At 60.5% G+C, this 16,275-nt stretch carries 16 protein-coding genes; 8 read left to right on the plus strand and 8 right to left on the minus strand.

Going from position 1 to position 16,275, the window contains the following annotated elements:
- Window positions 1–4 precede the first annotated feature (4 nt).
- The 5 genes from speB to AC72UB_RS05725 all read right to left on the minus strand — a co-directional run bounded on the left by speB (window position 5) and on the right by AC72UB_RS05725 (window position 5,578).
- Window positions 5–970 (minus strand): agmatinase, encoded by a 966-nt coding sequence (speB, locus tag AC72UB_RS05705; RefSeq protein ID WP_505188921.1) that lies wholly within the window; start codon window positions 968–970, stop codon window positions 5–7.
- 114 nt (window positions 971–1,084) lie between these two features.
- Window positions 1,085–2,173 carry a RelA/SpoT domain-containing protein gene (locus AC72UB_RS05710; RefSeq protein WP_505188922.1) on the minus strand — a complete coding sequence of 363 codons (1,089 nt, stop codon included), beginning with the start codon at window positions 2,171–2,173 and terminating at the stop codon, window positions 1,085–1,087.
- Between the two features lie 289 nt (window positions 2,174–2,462).
- Window positions 2,463–3,860, minus strand: a complete 1,398-nt coding sequence (locus tag AC72UB_RS05715) for an aminotransferase (RefSeq protein WP_505188923.1) — start codon at window positions 3,858–3,860, stop codon at window positions 2,463–2,465.
- A gap of 66 nt (window positions 3,861–3,926) precedes the next feature.
- Window positions 3,927–4,331 (minus strand): DUF6636 domain-containing protein, encoded by a 405-nt coding sequence (locus AC72UB_RS05720; protein WP_505188924.1) that lies wholly within the window; start codon window positions 4,329–4,331, stop codon window positions 3,927–3,929.
- Between the two features lie 83 nt (window positions 4,332–4,414).
- On the minus strand, window positions 4,415–5,578 hold the full coding sequence (locus AC72UB_RS05725; RefSeq protein ID WP_505188925.1) for a M20 aminoacylase family protein: 1,164 nt from the start codon (window positions 5,576–5,578) through the stop codon (window positions 4,415–4,417).
- A gap of 54 nt (window positions 5,579–5,632) precedes the next feature.
- Between AC72UB_RS05725 and mazG the strand changes: the two genes are divergently transcribed.
- From mazG to AC72UB_RS05740, 3 genes are all read left to right on the plus strand, one after another.
- Window positions 5,633–6,484, plus strand: a complete 852-nt coding sequence (gene mazG, locus AC72UB_RS05730; protein WP_505188926.1) for a nucleoside triphosphate pyrophosphohydrolase — start codon at window positions 5,633–5,635, stop codon at window positions 6,482–6,484.
- 124 nt (window positions 6,485–6,608) lie between these two features.
- On the plus strand, window positions 6,609–7,610 hold the full coding sequence (locus tag AC72UB_RS05735) for a Fe(3+) ABC transporter substrate-binding protein (RefSeq protein WP_505188927.1): 1,002 nt from the start codon (window positions 6,609–6,611) through the stop codon (window positions 7,608–7,610).
- Window positions 7,611–7,721: 111 nt separating this feature from the next.
- Window positions 7,722–8,657: a nucleoside hydrolase gene (locus AC72UB_RS05740; protein ID WP_505188928.1), complete on the plus strand. Its 936-nt coding sequence runs from the start codon at window positions 7,722–7,724 to the stop codon at window positions 8,655–8,657.
- 28 nt (window positions 8,658–8,685) lie between these two features.
- Here AC72UB_RS05740 and AC72UB_RS05745 read toward each other — a convergent pair whose 3' ends face one another.
- A complete protein-coding gene (locus tag AC72UB_RS05745; RefSeq protein ID WP_505188929.1) occupies window positions 8,686–9,783 on the minus strand; it encodes an anhydro-N-acetylmuramic acid kinase in 1,098 nt (365 codons plus the stop codon).
- A gap of 60 nt (window positions 9,784–9,843) precedes the next feature.
- Between AC72UB_RS05745 and tyrS the strand changes: the two genes are divergently transcribed.
- Window positions 9,844–11,094, plus strand: a complete 1,251-nt coding sequence (tyrS, locus tag AC72UB_RS05750; RefSeq protein WP_505188930.1) for a tyrosine--tRNA ligase — start codon at window positions 9,844–9,846, stop codon at window positions 11,092–11,094.
- A gap of 93 nt (window positions 11,095–11,187) precedes the next feature.
- Here tyrS and AC72UB_RS05755 read toward each other — a convergent pair whose 3' ends face one another.
- The gene (locus AC72UB_RS05755; protein WP_505188931.1) at window positions 11,188–11,760 is read right to left on the minus strand and encodes a peptidylprolyl isomerase; all 573 of its coding nucleotides are present in this window, start codon (window positions 11,758–11,760) and stop codon (window positions 11,188–11,190) included.
- Window positions 11,750–12,259, minus strand: coding sequence for a peptidylprolyl isomerase (locus AC72UB_RS05760; protein ID WP_505188932.1), 510 nt, complete (start codon window positions 12,257–12,259; stop codon window positions 11,750–11,752). The genes AC72UB_RS05755 and AC72UB_RS05760 overlap by 11 nt, the downstream gene beginning before the upstream one ends.
- Before the next feature lie 134 nt (window positions 12,260–12,393).
- Between AC72UB_RS05760 and AC72UB_RS05765 the strand changes: the two genes are divergently transcribed.
- The 4 genes from AC72UB_RS05765 (at window position 12,394) to pdhA (ending at window position 16,270) form a co-directional block, all read left to right on the plus strand.
- Window positions 12,394–13,584 carry a phosphoglycerate kinase gene (locus tag AC72UB_RS05765; protein ID WP_505188933.1) on the plus strand — a complete coding sequence of 397 codons (1,191 nt, stop codon included), beginning with the start codon at window positions 12,394–12,396 and terminating at the stop codon, window positions 13,582–13,584.
- 159 nt (window positions 13,585–13,743) lie between these two features.
- The gene (locus AC72UB_RS05770; RefSeq protein WP_505188934.1) at window positions 13,744–14,637 is read left to right on the plus strand and encodes a fructose bisphosphate aldolase; all 894 of its coding nucleotides are present in this window, start codon (window positions 13,744–13,746) and stop codon (window positions 14,635–14,637) included.
- 115 nt (window positions 14,638–14,752) lie between these two features.
- Complete coding sequence (locus tag AC72UB_RS05775; RefSeq protein ID WP_463290902.1) at window positions 14,753–15,055, plus strand: FtsB family cell division protein; 303 nt, start codon at window positions 14,753–14,755, stop codon at window positions 15,053–15,055.
- A gap of 225 nt (window positions 15,056–15,280) precedes the next feature.
- A complete protein-coding gene (pdhA, locus tag AC72UB_RS05780; RefSeq protein ID WP_463290411.1) occupies window positions 15,281–16,270 on the plus strand; it encodes a pyruvate dehydrogenase (acetyl-transferring) E1 component subunit alpha in 990 nt (329 codons plus the stop codon).
- The last annotated feature ends 5 nt before the right edge of the window (window positions 16,271–16,275 follow it).

The raw sequence follows: 16,275 nt of genomic DNA on the forward strand, positions 1-16,275 counted from the left end.
GTCCTCACCTTTGCGTCTTGGCCCAGTGGTAAAGGCAGACCAACTCATGCGCCACATGAGCCCCTGCAATCGCCGTGGCTCCGGTGGTGTCATAGGGCGGCGAGACTTCCACCACATCGCCCCCCACCATGTTGATCCCCGCAAGGTCGCGCAGACAGGCCGCCGCCTGCCAAGACTGCAAACCGCCCCAAACCGGCGTGCCGGTGCCCGGCGCCGCCGAAGGGTCCAAACAATCAATGTCAAAGGTGACATAGGTTGGCCGATTGCCGACAATCTCTTTGGCCCGCGCCACCACATAAGCGCAGCCCCGCTCATGCACGGTCCGGGCGTCGATGAACTCCACCCCCAGATAATCGTCACAGGCCGTGCGGATACCGATCTGAACGCTGGTCTTGGGGTCGACGAGGCCGGTCTTCACCGCCTTGTAGAAGAACGTGCCATGATCGATCCGGCTCATATCGTCGTCTTGCCAAAGATCGGAATGGGCATCGAAATGGATCACTGACATCGGGCCGTATTTCTCGGCATAGGCGCGCAGGATCGGCAGGGTGATGAAATGATCCCCCCCCAGCGTGATGCTGCCCGCACCCGCGCTGAGGATCGTGCGGATGTGGTCGGTCACGAGACCCGGAAAGCTGGGGGTATGGGCATAGTCAAAGGCCACATCGCCGTAATCGACAATGGTCATCTCTTCCAAGGGGTTGGTCGGCCAGCCATAGGGCGGATCAAAGGGCTGCAAGGCGCTCGCCTCGCGGATCGCGCGGGGGCCAAAGCGCGTGCCGGTGCGGTGCGTCACAGCTTGGTCAAAGGGCACGCCCGTGATCGCGAGATCCACCCCTGTGAGGTCCTTGGTATAGGTGCGGCGCAGGAAACTGGTCGCCCCCCCAAACGCGTTTTCAAAGGAAAGCCCCCGCTTTGATGCACGGGTAAAGGCGGTGTCCACCTCGTCTTTGGCGTCTTCCATGGCCATGATGTATCTCGGAAATTTACAGATCGCGTCGTCGTTATGGCAGGCCCCGGAGACGCCGCGGATCACATGGGCAAGGGTGAGGGTGGCGGGTGAGGGGGTGGGGTGTCAAGGGTCTCACTCTTTAGGACCCTGTTTTCCGGCAAATGTGTTGAACACCCCTAAAGAACTTGGCTCGGAGCGCACTTCAGCCAACGAATTTCGCGACTTAGCGCCAGATAACAAATCACTTGCTGACAAACCCATAGCATCCGGCCTTGCACCCAAACCAGCGAGGGCATTGTAAGTTGGCTCGCGGACTAATGCTTGCCTCATGCGCGACACTTCATGCTTCAACCGATCGATTGTATCCTGCTTTTCCTCCGCGCTTTGTTTCACTCCTCCCAATTCCAACGATAGCTTGTCTATCTGGGCAAGCGCTTCATCAAGCTCACTTCGAATTACTTCGGTTTCCTGTGCGCTCTTCGAAAGCGAGTTGCTCAACTGTAGTGCATAAGTCGACATTTCATCTGCCATGCCGGAAAGTCTGTTAAGGATCGCACTAGCATGCGCTACGAGATGGTCCTTTGAAAAATTTGGATATCTTATTCTATGGTCTACTTCGCTCCAACCTTCCTCGAAAACGGTTCGAACCTGAATTTCCAAGTGAAGCTTACGTTTTATGGGCTTAACAGTTTTTACATAGTGGATTGATCTATATCCTTCAGGGTGAAATCTAACTTGTAAACCAAGTGATTTATAGTGTTCTGTCCACTCGTCTGGATCGCCCTCGCGTAGGTTGGCAACTGGATCTTCTTTATTTTGGAAGAAAGGATCAAGAAACTCATGAATTTGCGCAAAATCTCCCTTAAAGAGATGCAAGGCCCTTATTCCCACTAAATCTGTAACTCGATCAAAATAGTTATCGCCCGATATATCAGTATACCCTTCTTTCTGTTCATTCCTTTTTCGGACAATTTTTGCCATAAGATGGTCAGCGCTCTTTACTCTCCATCGCACTGAATGAACACCATGAATTGACTGAATCAGACTGGCATACATGCTTGCACTCTGCGATAGAGATTTGATCTGTTGTTCGTGATCATCCCCTATACTGCGCAGTTCACGCCATTCGATCTTTGCTCCCACCCATTCATGAGGAGAAATCCGGTTACTCTTACAAAAATCTACTCCTAAGGCGTCCAGGTCTTTGGGAAAATCACTCATCTTCGTCCTCGATCAAATAATCAGCGCAATACAACCCTTACGCTAGTCGTGTACGAGTAGGCATTCAAGCGAAACTCAACACAGGGCCGCGCCCGACCTCGGGATGGCGCGCCGAGGCTGGTTCTAGGCGCTTTATCCGTCAACCCCTCCCACCGAAGTTCTGCTGGCCACGCTCGCAAACGCGCCCTCCCGGGGGGAGGTCGGGCGCGGGCCGGCGGCGCATACGCGCCTTGATTCCGGCCTTTTGGCGGCGCAAGCGCCGCGAGATTTCGAGCCGAAAGGCCGCGGCTCACCCCACCCGATACCCTTCGCGCACCAGATCATCCGTGACCTTGGCAATCGCCTTGCGCAGCGTGTCGACCACAAAATCCACCTGACCTTCGGTGATCGTCAGCGCCGGGCTCATCACGTTCAGATGGCCCAAGGGCCGCACCATCAGCCCAAGGCTTTCGGCATAGTCCGAGATGCGTTTGCTCTCGTTCGCCTCATCCGGCAACAGCGCCTTGGTCGCCTTGTTGGCCACCGATTCCACGCACATCATCAGCTTGCGGCCGCGCACGTCGCCCACCAAGGGCAGGTCCGACAGACCCGCCAGACGCGTCTCGAAATAGGTCCCGACGCGGGCGGCATTGCCCAGAAGATCCTCGCGCTCCATGATCTCGATGTTCTTCAACGCCGCCGCGCAGGACACCGGATGGCCGGAATAGGTAAAGCCCGTCGTAAACCAGCGATGCCCCCCTTCCGCCATCACATCCCAGATGCGGTCGGACATGATCATCGCGCCCAAAGGCACATAGCCCGAGGTCAGCCCCTTGGCCGTGGCCACCATATCGGGCATGACGCCGAACTCATCCCAAGAGGAGAACCAGTGGCCCAGACGGCCAAACGAGGTCACCACCTCATCAGCAATGAACAGGATGTCGTGGCGCTGGCAGACCTCCCACATCCGTTTCAAATAGCCCTCTGGCGGCACGATGATGCCCCCGCTGGCCTGAATGGGTTCCGCGATGAACCCACCGATGCGGTCCGCCCCCTCACGGGCAATCAGCGCCTCAAACTCAGCGATCAGATGGTCGCAGAACTGGGCCTCGGTCATGTGGTCGGGGCGGCGGTAAAGGTAGGGCGAGGAGAGGTGGTAGATGCCTTCGGACTGATACCGGAACTCGTCCACCCGGTCGCCATTCCGCTTACCCACCGATTGGGTCAGATAGGTGGAGCCGTGGTAGGAGTTTTCGCGCGCCACGATCCCGGTTTTCTGTGGGTTGCCCTTGCAATGGTGGTAAAAGGCGACCGTGCGCACCGCCGTCTCGACCGCCGTGGAGCCACCGGTGGTGAAGAACACCCGGTTCAGATCGCCGGAAGCAAGGCTGGCCAGTTTGCCCGCCAAACGGGCTGCGGTGTCCGAGGTGACGTCGCAGAAATAGTTGGTATAGGCCAGTTGCATCGCCTGATCCGCCATGGCCTGCGCCATCTCGGCCCGGCCCAGCCCGATGTTGGTGCACCACATGCCGCCGATGGCGTCAAAGTATTCGCGCCCCGAAGCATCCCACAGCTGGCACCCCTGCCCTTTGACCATCACCAAAGACCCCGCCGCCTCGAACGCGCCAAAGTTCACCCAAGGATGCACCGCATGGGCGCGGTCCAACTCAAAAGGGTTGTCATTTGGCAGGTTCAGCGGGGCGTTCATTTTGAATCTCCAGTCAATATAACATCTGACTAGCCGATTCCCGCAAAAAACGCCACCAGAATTTGATCAAAAGACGCTTTGCTTGGCCTTTGACACCGTAAACCCATGCCCAGAGTCATTCGTGCAGGTCATGCCTGATTGGGCAGAACTGCAGGTGATCCCACCCAGACTGATCTCTTGGCCGTACCCAAGCTCGAGCCCCGCATCATCGGCCACGGTATCCGACACGCAGGCCAGATAGCCCTCACCTGTCGCGTCCACCGCGAAACTGTTGCCCCAGTCAAATTCGCAATCTGCAGGCGCGCTGGTGAAGCTTTGAGCCGTTATCTGGAAGATATCACAGCGCGCGCCGGTATAGTCTGCGCTGACAGTCAAACCGCAGTGAATGTTGCCGGAGGGCGAATGGAAGGCGATGTATTCATCGGCCAGAACCGGCGTCGAGATAAGGCAAAGGGCGAGGGCAAACCGCATGGGATGTTCCTGTTATGGAAAAAGCGCGAGGCCAGAGCATCGCGCTTTTTGTGCCTGACAGGAACAGGCATTTGACAGGGGGCTTAGGCCAAAGGCTGCGCGCGTTCGACCAGCCTTGCGAAGAAGCTGGCGCCAATCGGGGCGGCTTCGTCGTTGAAGTCATAGGCGGCGTGGTGCAGGCCTGCGCCGGGGCCAGTACCTAGGAAAAGATAGGCGCCGGGGCGGGCTTCGAGCATGTAGGAAAAGTCCTCGGACCCCATTTCGCGCACAGAATTACCGTTCACCAGCCCCTCGCCCACCACTTCAGAGGCCACTTCGCAGGCAAAAGCGGCGTTTTCGGCGCGGTTGATGGTGGCGGGATAGCCCCAGTCATAATCGATGCGCGCCTGCACACCGTAGGCGGCGGCATGGCCTTCGACGATCTCATAGAACCGCTTTTTCAAAAGCGCCCGCACATCGGGCTTGAAGGACCGGATGGTGGCGCAAAACATCGCCTCTTCGGGGATGATGTTCGAGGCCGTGCCGGTGTGGATTTGCGTGACCGAGACCACCGCCTCATCCAGCGCATAGACATTGCGCGGGATGATGGTCTGGATCGCGCCCACCATGCCGACCACGGCCACCACCGGGTCCACGCATTCATGCGGGGTGGCACCATGGCCGCCCTTGCCGGTGATATAGACAAAGGCCGTGTCCACACTTGCCATCAGCGCATCGGGCGTGGTCAGGAACTGGCCAAAGGGCACGTTCGGGGCGTTGTGGATGCCGTAAACCTGGGTGATGGCAAAGCGGTCCATCACGCCCTCTTGCACCATGACCTGACCGCCGCCGCCGTCTTCCTCGGCGGGTTGGAACAAGAGCGCCACCCGGCCCGAGAATTTGCGGGTTTCGGCCAGATATTTGGCCGCGCCCAGAAGCATGGTCACATGGCCATCATGGCCGCAGGCGTGCATCTTGCCGGGGATGGTCGAGGCATGCTCGGCCTTCGTCAGCTCTTCGATCGGCAGCGCGTCCATATCGGCGCGCAGGCCGATGGTCGGCCCAGCTCCCTGCCCGTTGATGATGGCAACGATGCCGGTCTTGGCGATGCCGGGGTGAATCTCATCCACGCCGATCTCTTTGAGCCGATCGATGATGAAGGCGGCGGTGTTGTGACAGTCAAACGCCAGCTCGGGATGCTGGTGCAAATGGCGCCGCCAGCCCTTCATTTCTTCGGCATAGGCTGCGATACGGTTGAGAAGGGGCATGGGCGACTCCTGATGTCTGGCCTTTGATCAAATCGCAAAACCGGGGACTCGGCAATGACAGATGCGGCATCCGACCGTCTTGTTCACGACCTTGAGGGCGGAATGCCCCGGCTTTTGGAGATCATGCGGCGGTTGCGCGACCCGGTTGCGGGATGCCCTTGGGACATTGAGCAGACCTTCGCCACCATCGCGCCCTATACGCTGGAAGAGGCGCATGAGGTGGCCGATGTGATCGAACGGCAGGCTTGGGACGAGTTGCCGGGTGAGTTGGGGGATCTTTTGTTTCAGGTCGTCTATCACGCGCAGATGGCGCGGGATGCGGGCCTCTTTGGCTTTGACGAGGTGGTGCGGGCGATCTCGGACAAGATGGTGGCGCGCCATCCGCATGTGTTCGGGGCGGAGAGCCGCGAGAAATCCGCCGCGCAGCAGGTCGCCGATTGGGAGAAGATCAAGGCCGCCGAGCGCGGGCCTGCGGGGGTCTTGGATGGCGTGGCGCTGGGGCTTCCGGCGCTGGTGCGGGCGGTGAAGCTGCAAAAGCGCGCGGCTCGGGTGGGGTTTGACTGGCCCTCCACCGATGAGGTTCTGGCCAAAATGCGTGAGGAAATGGCCGAATTGGTCGAGGCACGCGAGAGCCTTGGACCCGATGAGGTGGTTGAGGAGTTTGGCGATCTGATGTTCGTGATGGCCAATCTGGCGCGGCACATGCAGGTGGACCCGGAAGCCGCGCTGCGCGCCGCGAATGCCAAGTTCACCAGGCGGTTTGCGAAGATCGAGGCTTGGCTGGCCGAGGCTGGCAAGACCCCGGCGATGAGCGATCTGGCCGAGATGGATGCGCTGTGGAACCGCGCCAAGTTTGAGGATAAGGCGAAGGCCGGGTCCAAGACCCCGACCGGAACGCCGGGGTGATCTGGGGAAGCCTCCGGCGGGAGTATTTTGGCCAAGATGAAACCAATTCTTTTTGTCAGGTATTGACCCGAGTAAAAGACTCGGGTTATTGAGGCCGTGCAATTTCCGACTAAAGGACTCAGTGATGCGATCTTCTCTTCTGGCTCTTGCCCTTCTGTCCACCGCCCTGCCCGCACTGGCGCAGGAGGTGAATGTCTATTCCCACCGCCAGCCCGAATTGCTGCAGCCGCTGGTCGATGCCTTTACTGCCGAGACCGGCATTGCCGTGAATGTGGCCTTTGTTGACAAGGGAATGGCCGAGCGGCTGGTGGCCGAGGGCGACCGTTCACCCGCCGATCTGGTGCTGACGGTCGATATCGCGCGGCTGATGCAGGTGGTGGATGCCGGCGTGATCCAGCCCGTGCAATCGGATGTGTTGGAGGCCAATATCCCGGACTCACTGCGCGATCCCGCGGATCAGTGGTTCGGCCTGACTTCTCGCGCGCGCATTGTCTATGCCTCGAAAGAGCGGGTGCAGCCCGGTGAAGTGACGACCTATGAAGATCTGGCCACAGAAAAGTGGAAAGGCCGCATCTGCTCGCGTTCGGGTCTGCATGATTACAACGTGGCGCTTCTGGGCGCGGTGATTGCCCATTATGACGAGGCGACTGCAACGGCCTGGGCCGAGGGTCTGAAGGCCAATCTGGCGCGCAAGCCTGACGGCGGCGACCGCGATCAGGTCAAGGCGATTGCGGCCGGGGAATGCGACATTGCCATCGGCAACACCTATTACATGGGTCAGATGCTGGACGATCCCGAGCAGGTTCCGGCGGCCGAGTCCGTGAACATCGTGTTCCCGACCTTTGCAAGCGGCGGCACGCATCTGAACATCTCGGGGGTGGCGATGACGGCGGCGGCACCGAACAAAGAGAACGCGTTTAAGTTCATGGAATGGCTGTCGGGAGACGCGGCGCAGAAGATCTATGCCGAGACGAACCACGAATACCCGGTCAAGCCGGGCGTTGAACGTTCGGCGCTTGTCGCCTCCTGGGGCGAGTTCACGGCCGATACCAAGACCTTGGCCGAGATCGCGGCGCAGCGTCCGGCGGCGGTGAAGATCATGGAGACCGTGAACTTCGACGGCTGATCGGGAATTTCCAAGACAGGCGAACGGGGGCCGGGTGCGGCCCCCTTTTTCTTTGACCCTGCGGATAAGGTTGGGCTAGCTAAGCGTCTTGACCGGCACGGAGGCCCGCACATGACCCGCAAGATCATCATCGACACCGACCCCGGGCAGGACGATGCCTTTGCCATCCTCTTGGCACTGGCCAGTCCCGAGTTGGAGGTTCTGGGGGTGACGGCCGTGGCAGGCAATGTGCCCTTGCAGTTCACCGAAAAGAACAGCCGGATCATCTGCGAACTGGCAGGCAAACCACAAACGCGGGTTTATGCGGGCTGTGATCGGCCGATCAAGCGCAAGCTGGTCACGGCGGAATATGTGCATGGGCAAACGGGCCTGAACGGGCCGCAACTGGCCGATCCGAGCATGGCGCTTCAGGCGCAGCATGGCGTTGATTTCATTATTGAAACCCTGCGGCGTGAGCCCGCGCATACGGTGACCCTATGCCCGCTTGGCCCCCTGACCAACATCGCGGTGGCCTTTGAAAAGGCGCCCGATATCGTCGCCCGCGTGCAGCAGATCGTGCTGATGGGCGGGGCCTATTTTGAGGTGGGCAATGTCACACCTGCGGCCGAGTTCAACATCTATGTGGACCCTGAAGCCGCGGACATCGTGTTCAAATCGGGCGTGCCCTTGGTGGTGATGCCCTTGGATGTGACCCACAAGGTGCTGACCACCCGCGCGCGGGTGGAGCGGTTCCGCGCCATGGGCACCGAGGTCGGCCGCGTTTGTGCCGAGTGGCTGGAGTTCTTTGAGCGCTATGACATGGAGAAATACGGCAGCGATGGCGGGCCTTTGCATGACCCGACGGTGATTGCCTATTTGTTGCAGCCGGGGCTTTTCAAGGGGCGGCATATCAATGTTGAAATCGAGACGGGGTCGGAATTGACCCTGGGCATGACGGTGGCCGATTGGTGGGGTGTGACGGGCCGTCCGGCCAATGCGCTGTTTATCGGCAGTGTGGATGCGGATGGGTTCTTTGATCTTTTGACCGAGCGGATTGCGCGGCTGTGATGCCTCTTCGTCGCCGTGCCGGCGCTCATCAGCGCGACGGACGGCTGATCTGACCACCGCCCACAGCGGCGGACACGCCGGTGGTTGTGGGGCATGACGTGGGCAGGCCGCGCATGACGCGCACGGCAAGATAGGCGAAGGCCTGCGCTTCCAGCATGTCGCCGTTCAGGCCCGCCGCCTCGACCGGCGCCACCGGGCAAGAAAGCCGCGTGGCGAGTTCGCGCATCATCGTCGCATTATGCCGCCCGCCCCCGGCGACAAGAAGCCGCGTCACGGGGCGGGGAAAGTGCTCGGCCCCGCGGGCGACCGAGGCGGCGGCGATGGCGGTGAGGGTGGCGGCGGCATCTGCGGGCGAGAGGCCCTCCACCACCTGCAGCGCGGCGTGAAACTCATTGCGGTCCAAGGACTTCGGCGGCATTTTGAAGAAATAGGGATGGTCCAGAAAGCTGGCCACTGCTGTCTCATCCACCCGCCCACTGGCCGCCAAGGCGCCGCCCTCATCTTGCGCGCGGCCTAGCCGGGCCTGCATCAGATCGTTGATCGGCGCATTGGCCGGGCCGGTGTCAAAGGCCAGAAGCGCGCCGGAGGCGTCGGGGGTGGCACAGCTTGGATCGACCCAAGTCAGGTTGCCTACCCCGCCCAGATTGAGAAAGGCGACGGGTTCGGTCGCCCCCGCCCATTTGGCGCAGGCGAAATGGAAGAACGGGGCCAAGGGCGCGCCCTGACCGCCCATCGCCACATCGTTTGATCTAAAGTCCCAGACCACGGCGGTGCCCAAGAGTTCAGCCAAGAGCGCGCCGTTGCCGCATTGATGGGTGCCGCGCTGGCCGGGGTCATGCGCCAAGGTCTGGCCGTGAAAGCCAACGACATCTGCCCCCGAAAAGCGCTCCAAAAGCTCGGCATGGGCGCGCTCAATCACTTCAGCGGCGGCCTCGACGCCCGGATCACCGGGCCAGCGGCCAAAGGCGGCGCGGATCGTGGCACGCTCAGCCTCACTCAGCGGGCGATAGGCGTGGGGGCCAAATTCGGCAATCGTCTCGCCATCGGTGAGCACCATGGCGGCATCCACCCCATCCAGAGAGGTGCCCGACATCGCGCCCAAAGCCCAGATCGGCCCCGCTTTCATGCCTTCCCCTGCCCCTTTTGCCCCGCTATACCGCTGCCATCCTTAAAGCATGAGACGGCCATGACCTACCATCCGAAATCCGACTTCCTGCGTGTGATGTTCGAGCGCGGCTTTGTGGCCGATTGCACGGATTATCAGGCGCTTGACGAGGCTTTCAAGGCGGGCGTGGTGCCGGGCTATATCGGCTTTGATGCCACGGCGAAATCGCTTCATGTGGGCAGCCTGATCCAGATCATGATGCTGCGCTGGTTGCAGAAAACCGGCGGCAAACCGATTGTGCTGATGGGCGGCGGGACCACCAAGGTGGGCGATCCCAGCTTTCGCGCCGATGAGCGTCCTTTGCTGACCAATGCCCAGATTGATGACAACATCGCCGGGATCAAGCGGGCCTTTTCGCCCTATGTGACCTTTGGGACCGGCGCCACCGATGCGGTGATGGTCAACAATGCCGAATGGCTGGATGATCTGAACTATCTGGAATTCCTGCGCGTGATCGGGCGGCATTTCTCGGTCAACCGGATGCTGAGTTTTGAATCGGTCAAGTCGCGGCTGGACCGCGAACAAAGCCTCTCGTTCCTTGAATTCAACTATATGATCCTGCAAGCCTATGATTTCCTTGAGCTGAACCGCCGCTATGGCTGCTTGTTGCAGATGGGCGGGTCGGATCAGTGGGGCAATATCGTGAACGGTGTGGACCTGACACGCCGGGTGATCGACCATGAGGTTTATGGCCTGACCTCGCCTTTGTTGACCACGAGCGATGGCAAGAAGATGGGCAAGTCGCAATCGGGCGCGGTCTGGCTGAATGGCGATATGTTCAGCCCCTATGAGTTCTGGCAGTTCTGGCGCAACACGACCGATGCCGATGTGGGCCGGTTCTTGAAGCTGTACACTGAATTGCCGATTGATGAGTGCAACCGTCTGGGTGCCTTGCAAGGATCCGAGATCAACGGGGCCAAGATTGTCTTGGCCAATGCGGTGACGACGCTTCTGCACGGGGCCGAGGCTGCGGCGGCGGCCGAGGCCACTGCGCGTGAGGTGTTTGAGCGGGGCGGCGTGGGCGATGATCTGCCCACCGTCACCGTGTCGTCCGTTGATCTGGCCGAAGGGCTTGGGATTGTTCAGCTTTTCGTCAAGGCGGGGCTCGCTCCTTCGGGCAAAGAGGCCAAGCGGCTGATCTCGGAAGGCGGGGCCAAGGTGAATGATGAAACCGTCACCGACACCGGCCTGCGCTATGGCGCGGACGATCTGGCCCAGCCGATCAAGCTGACGGCGGGCAAGAAGCGGCACGCTTTGGTGGTTTTGGGCTAACGCCCCGTCGACATCGTCGCGCGCCGTGGCGCGGAGACGCCCGACGCGTGCTATGTGAATGACAAAGGCCGGGGTTTCCCCCGGCCTTTTGCATTATTCCTGCACGGTGACCTTGGCCATAACGTCCGGCTCAGAGGTGACCTCGCCGTTCGCGCCATCGCCGCGCTTGATGGCGTCGACGATCTCCATGCCAGAGATCACCTGACCAACCACGGTGTATTGCCCGTTCAGGAAATCGCCCTGATCGAACATGATGAAAAACTGGCTGTTGGCCGAATCCGGGTCTGCGGCCCGGGCCATGCCCACGACACCGCGCGCAAAGGCGAGATCCGAGAACTCGGCCGGAAGGTCGGGCAGAGTCGAGCCGCCGGTGCCGGCCATCGACAGATCGCCCCCGGCTTTGCCGTTCGACACGTCGCCGGTTTGCGCCATGAACCCGTCGATCACACGGTGAAACACCACGCCGTCATAGGCGCCAGATTTCGCAAGCTCAACGATCTGGGCCACGTGCTTCGGGGCCTTATGATCGGCCATATCGATGACCACGGTGCCATTGGCCACCCCGGCAATCTCGATCACAAGGTTCGGGCCGGGGCCGTCAACCACGTCTTGGGCCAGCGCGGGAGATGCCGCAAAAGCGGACAGGATCAAAGCTTTACGCAACATCGGCAGCCACCCGGACAGTGATCATGCGGTCAGGCGAGGCTGGCGGCTCACCGCGGGTGATCTTGTCGACATGCTCCATGCCCGAAATCACCCGGCCATACAGGGTGTACTGGCGGTTCAGGAAATGGTTGTCGTTGAAGTTGATGAAGAACTGCGAATTGGCCGAGTTCGGGTTCTGCGAGCGCGCCGCACCGATGGTGCCACGGTCATGCGGGATGCCCGAAAACTCTGCCGGAAGATCCGGGTGCTCTGACCCGCCCGTGCCTGCGCGGCGCAGGTTGAAGTCTTTTTCCATGTTGCCATTGGCCACGTCGCCGGTCTGAGCCATGAACCCGTCAATGACACGGTGGAAACACACGTTGTCATAGGCCTTGGCGCGGGCAAGCGCCCTCATCCGCTCGCAATGCTTGGGCGCGATGTCGTTCAGAAGTTCGATCACCACTTCGCCGTCTTTCAGCGTGATGATGACGGTGTTTTCGGGGTCTTTGATCTCGGCCATTGGGGGCGTCTCCATTTTTTTCTGCGGCGAACCTAATGTCGCATGGGCGAAAGGGAAAGGCCTTATGGTTGACGAAGCCGCGAGATGCGCGGAAAGAAGGGACTGACAAACAAGGCTGGGATTTGGAGGTCAAGATGGGCTGGAAAACGCTGGATGATGTGGCTTTGGCGGGCAAAACCGTGCTGTGCCGTGTGGACATCAACGTGCCGATGGAGGGGGGGCGGGTCACCGACACCACCCGCATCGACAAGATCGCGCCCACGGTGGAAGACATCATCGCGCGCGGGGGCAAAGTGGTGCTTTTGGCGCATTTTGACCGGCCCAAGGGCAAGGTTGTGCCCGAAATGAGCCTTGGCCATGTGAAAGACGCGCTGGCCGCGGCCTTGGGCCGCAAGGTGGTGTTTGGCAGTGATTGCATCGGTGCCCCTGCCCGCGCGGCGATTGCGGCAGCGGGTCAGGGCGATGTGGTTTTGCTGGAAAACACCCGCTTTCATGCCGGTGAGGAAAAGAATGATCCGGCTTTGGCGGCCGAATTGGCGGCTTTGGGCGATATCTTTGTGAACGACGCCTTTTCGGCTGCGCATCGGGCGCATGCCTCGACTGAGGGGATCGCCAAGCTCATGCCCAAGGCCGCCGGTCGGCTGATGGAGGCCGAGCTGCGCGCGCTGGAGGCCGCCCTTGGTACCCCGCAGCGCCCGGTGGTGGCGGTTGTGGGCGGGGCTAAGGTTTCGACCAAGCTCGACCTTTTGGGCAATCTTGTCGGCAAGGTGGATCATCTGGTGATCGGCGGCGGCATGGCCAATACTTTCCTTGTCGCTCAAGGGGTTGAGGTGGGCAAGTCGCTGGCCGAACGCGACATGTCCGACACCGCGCGCGAGATTTTGGCCAAGGCCAAAGCCGCTGGATGCGCCATTCATCTGCCCGTCGATGTGGTGGTGGCGCGCGAGTTCAAGGCGGGGGCTGCGCATGAGACGGTGGCGGCGGGCGCTTGCCCCGCGGATGCGATGATTCTGGACGCAGGGCCGCAGACCGTGGCGGCGCTGACGCAGGTGTTTGAGACCTGCAAGACCTTGATCTGGAACGGTCCTTTGGGCGCGTTTGAGATTGAACCCTTCAACGCCGCGACCAATGCCGCGGCCAAGGTGGCGGCGGATCTGACCCGCGCGGGCAAGCTTATCTCGGTCGCGGGTGGCGGCGATACGGTGGCGGCGCTGAACCAAGCCGGGGCGGCTGAGGAGTTTACCTTTATCTCCACCGCTGGCGGCGCCTTCTTGGAGTGGATGGAGGGCAAGACCCTGCCCGGCGTTGCCGCGTTGAACGGCTAATTTCGCCCTTTTGGCGCTGAAGTTCGGGCCCTGCGACGCCTTGTGCGTGGCGGGGCCAATTTGTTTCCAGATGGCTGGCACATGTTGGCGCTATCAGATTTGCCAGCGCCTTTGCGAGACGTTATGGCCGATCCAACGATTGCCAAAATGGATACGGACATGACCAAGGCGCAGCAGACGGAACGGGTGGAACAGGGCAACGGGTTTATCGCAGCGCTTGACCAATCGGGCGGCTCTACCCCCAAGGCGCTGCGGCTGTATGGCATGCCGGAGACTGCCTATTCGGGCGAGACCGAGATGTATGACATGATCCATGCGATGCGCTCGCGGATCATCAAATCGCCTGCCTTTACGGGTGACAAGGTGGTGGGTGCCATTTTGTTTGAGCAGACGATGGACCGCGAGATCGACGGGATTCCGACCGCGACCTATCTCTGGGACAAGCGCAAAGTTGTGCCGTTCTTGAAGATCGATAAGGGTCTGGAGGCCGAGGTTGACGGCTGCCAGATTCTGAAACCGATGCCGACGCTGGATGCGCTTTTGGACAAGGCGGTGGCGGCGGGCATCTATGGGACTAAGGAACGCTCGGTCATCTCGGCGGCGAATTCCAAAGGAATTCAAGCGGTTGTGGACCAGCAATTCGCCGTGGCCGCCCAGGTGCTGGCCAAGGGGTTGATGCCGATCATCGAGCCGGAAGTGACGATTTCGATTGCCGACAAGGTCGAGGCCGAGGCGCTTTTGCGCGATGCGTTGATCCGTGGGCTGGACACATTGCCCAAGGGGCAGAAGGTCATGCTGAAGCTGACGCTGCCGAGCGTGCCGAACTTCTATGCGCCCTTGGTGGACCACCCGAATGTGCTGAAAGTGGTGGCGCTGTCGGGCGGCTATGTCCGCGATGAGGCCAATGCGATTTTGGCCAAGAACCGGGGGATCATCGCCTCGTTCAGCCGCGCGCTGACCGAAGGGCTGAGTGCCCAGCAATCGGACGCCGAGTTTGATGCCGCCCTTGGCGCAGCGATTTCTGCCATTCACGCCGCCTCGATCGCTGGGTAAAACACCCAAAATTTAAAGGGAATCCACTGTTTAGGGGATTCCCTTTGTGATTCGCTTGTGTCATGATTCTGATGCGACCTCCCCCGGCACATGAGGGGCGGCGCAGAGGCAGAGCATGACGAACACCCCATCTCGCATTTCGCTGGGCGGAATCTTCTATCTGGTGTTGGCCTTCACGCTGGGGGGCTATTTCACCTTTGCCGCCGTGCAGGGCGATTATGGGGTGTTGCGTCGTGTTCAGATCGATGCCGAGGCGGATGCCTTGCGCGTGGAGCGCGACCGGCTGGCGCAGGAATTGACGCAGTTGACCAACCTGACGCGGCGGCTGTCGGATGGGTTTCTGGACATCGACCTTCTCGATCAGCAGGCCCGCGACGTGCTGGGCTATATGCGCGCTGATGAGATCGTGATCCGCTAAACACCCCCCTTTCAACCGTCTGGTTTGCGTCTGGCGGGCGTCTGGTCTGCGTATGGCATCTGTCCCGACACGCGTCTCGCCGCAGCCCTAAGGCAATTCCCGCCTCCGATTTGCGCGCCGTGCATGGCAGCCATGCAGGCCGCATTTTCTGTTTTGCGTTATTTCACCGATGCTGTATAAATAGTTTAACGTTAAACTATTCCAAAAGTATCGGGAGGATGCGCCGTGGTCGCCAAGAAAGCGCCGGAAAAATCCAACGTCTCCAAGGACGATTTGCTGAAATACTACCGCGAGATGCTGCTGATCCGGCGATTCGAGGAGAAGGCGGGCCAGCTTTATGGCATGGGTCTGATTGGCGGGTTTTGCCACCTCTACATCGGCCAAGAGGCGGTGGTGGTCGGGCTTGAGGCCTGCACCAAGCCCGGCGACAAGCGTCTGACCAGCTACCGCGACCATGGCCACATGCTCGCATGCGGGATGAGCGCGAATGGCGTGATGGCGGAACTGACGGGGCGCGAGGGGGGATACTCGAAGGGCAAGGGCGGGAGCATGCACATGTTCTCGAAGGAAAAGCATTTCTACGGCGGCCATGGCATTGTGGGCGCGCAGGTGCCGCTGGGGGCCGGTCTGGCGATGTCGGACTGGTACAAGGGCAATGACAATGTCACCTTCACCTATTTCGGCGATGGCGCGGCCAATCAGGGCCAAGTCTATGAGACCTATAACATGGCCGAGCTGTGGAAGCTGCCGGTGATTTTCGTCATTGAAAACAATGGCTATGCCATGGGCACTTCGATGAAGCGGTCCACCAAATCGACCACCTTCTTTGGCCGGGGTGCCGCCTATGGCATTGAGGGCGAGCAGGTGGACGGCATGGACGTGCTGGCGGTGAAAGCGGCGGGCGAAAAGGCCGTGGCGCACTGCCGGGCGGGCAAAGGGCCGTATATTCTGGAAATGATGACCTACCGCTATCGCGGCCACTCGATGAGCGACCCGGCCAAGTACCGGACCCGCGAAGAGGTGGAAAAGATCAAGCAAGAGAAGGACTGCATCGAGCATGTCCGCGATTTGCTGACCCAAGGCGGCTTGGCTTCTGAGGAGGAGCTGAAGGCGATTGACAAGGATATCAAGGAGATCGTCAACGCCAGCGCCGAGTTTGCCAAGGAAAGCCCCGAGCCCGCACTGAGCGAGCTTTGGACCGACATTTACGCCTGAGGGGA

This window comes from Allotabrizicola aquatica (SeqCode), from assembly GCF_965194375.1.
GTDB lineage: Bacteria > Pseudomonadota > Alphaproteobacteria > Rhodobacterales > Rhodobacteraceae > Tabrizicola_A > Tabrizicola_A aquatica.

What these genes read in the sequence shown, in the direction of transcription:
- AC72UB_RS05735 (WP_505188927.1), top strand. Translation starts at nt 6,609, where the DNA reads ATGCGATCTTCTCTTCTGGCTCTTGCCCTTCTGTCCACCGCCCTGCCC.
- AC72UB_RS05745 (WP_505188929.1), bottom strand. Translation starts at nt 9,783, where the DNA reads ATGAAAGCGGGGCCGATCTGGGCTTTGGGCGCGATGTCGGGCACCTCT.
- mazG (WP_505188926.1), top strand. Translation starts at nt 5,633, where the DNA reads ATGACAGATGCGGCATCCGACCGTCTTGTTCACGACCTTGAGGGCGGA.
- AC72UB_RS05715 (WP_505188923.1), bottom strand. Translation starts at nt 3,860, where the DNA reads ATGAACGCCCCGCTGAACCTGCCAAATGACAACCCTTTTGAGTTGGAC.
- AC72UB_RS05710 (WP_505188922.1), bottom strand. Translation starts at nt 2,173, where the DNA reads ATGAGTGATTTTCCCAAAGACCTGGACGCCTTAGGAGTAGATTTTTGT.
- AC72UB_RS05755 (WP_505188931.1), bottom strand. Translation starts at nt 11,760, where the DNA reads ATGTTGCGTAAAGCTTTGATCCTGTCCGCTTTTGCGGCATCTCCCGCG.
- AC72UB_RS05765 (WP_505188933.1), top strand. Translation starts at nt 12,394, where the DNA reads ATGGGCTGGAAAACGCTGGATGATGTGGCTTTGGCGGGCAAAACCGTG.
- AC72UB_RS05770 (WP_505188934.1), top strand. Translation starts at nt 13,744, where the DNA reads ATGACCAAGGCGCAGCAGACGGAACGGGTGGAACAGGGCAACGGGTTT.
- speB (WP_505188921.1), bottom strand. Translation starts at nt 970, where the DNA reads ATGGCCATGGAAGACGCCAAAGACGAGGTGGACACCGCCTTTACCCGT.
- AC72UB_RS05775 (WP_463290902.1), top strand. Translation starts at nt 14,753, where the DNA reads ATGACGAACACCCCATCTCGCATTTCGCTGGGCGGAATCTTCTATCTG.
- AC72UB_RS05740 (WP_505188928.1), top strand. Translation starts at nt 7,722, where the DNA reads ATGACCCGCAAGATCATCATCGACACCGACCCCGGGCAGGACGATGCC.
- AC72UB_RS05720 (WP_505188924.1), bottom strand. Translation starts at nt 4,331, where the DNA reads ATGCGGTTTGCCCTCGCCCTTTGCCTTATCTCGACGCCGGTTCTGGCC.
- tyrS (WP_505188930.1), top strand. Translation starts at nt 9,844, where the DNA reads ATGACCTACCATCCGAAATCCGACTTCCTGCGTGTGATGTTCGAGCGC.
- AC72UB_RS05760 (WP_505188932.1), bottom strand. Translation starts at nt 12,259, where the DNA reads ATGGCCGAGATCAAAGACCCCGAAAACACCGTCATCATCACGCTGAAA.
- AC72UB_RS05725 (WP_505188925.1), bottom strand. Translation starts at nt 5,578, where the DNA reads ATGCCCCTTCTCAACCGTATCGCAGCCTATGCCGAAGAAATGAAGGGC.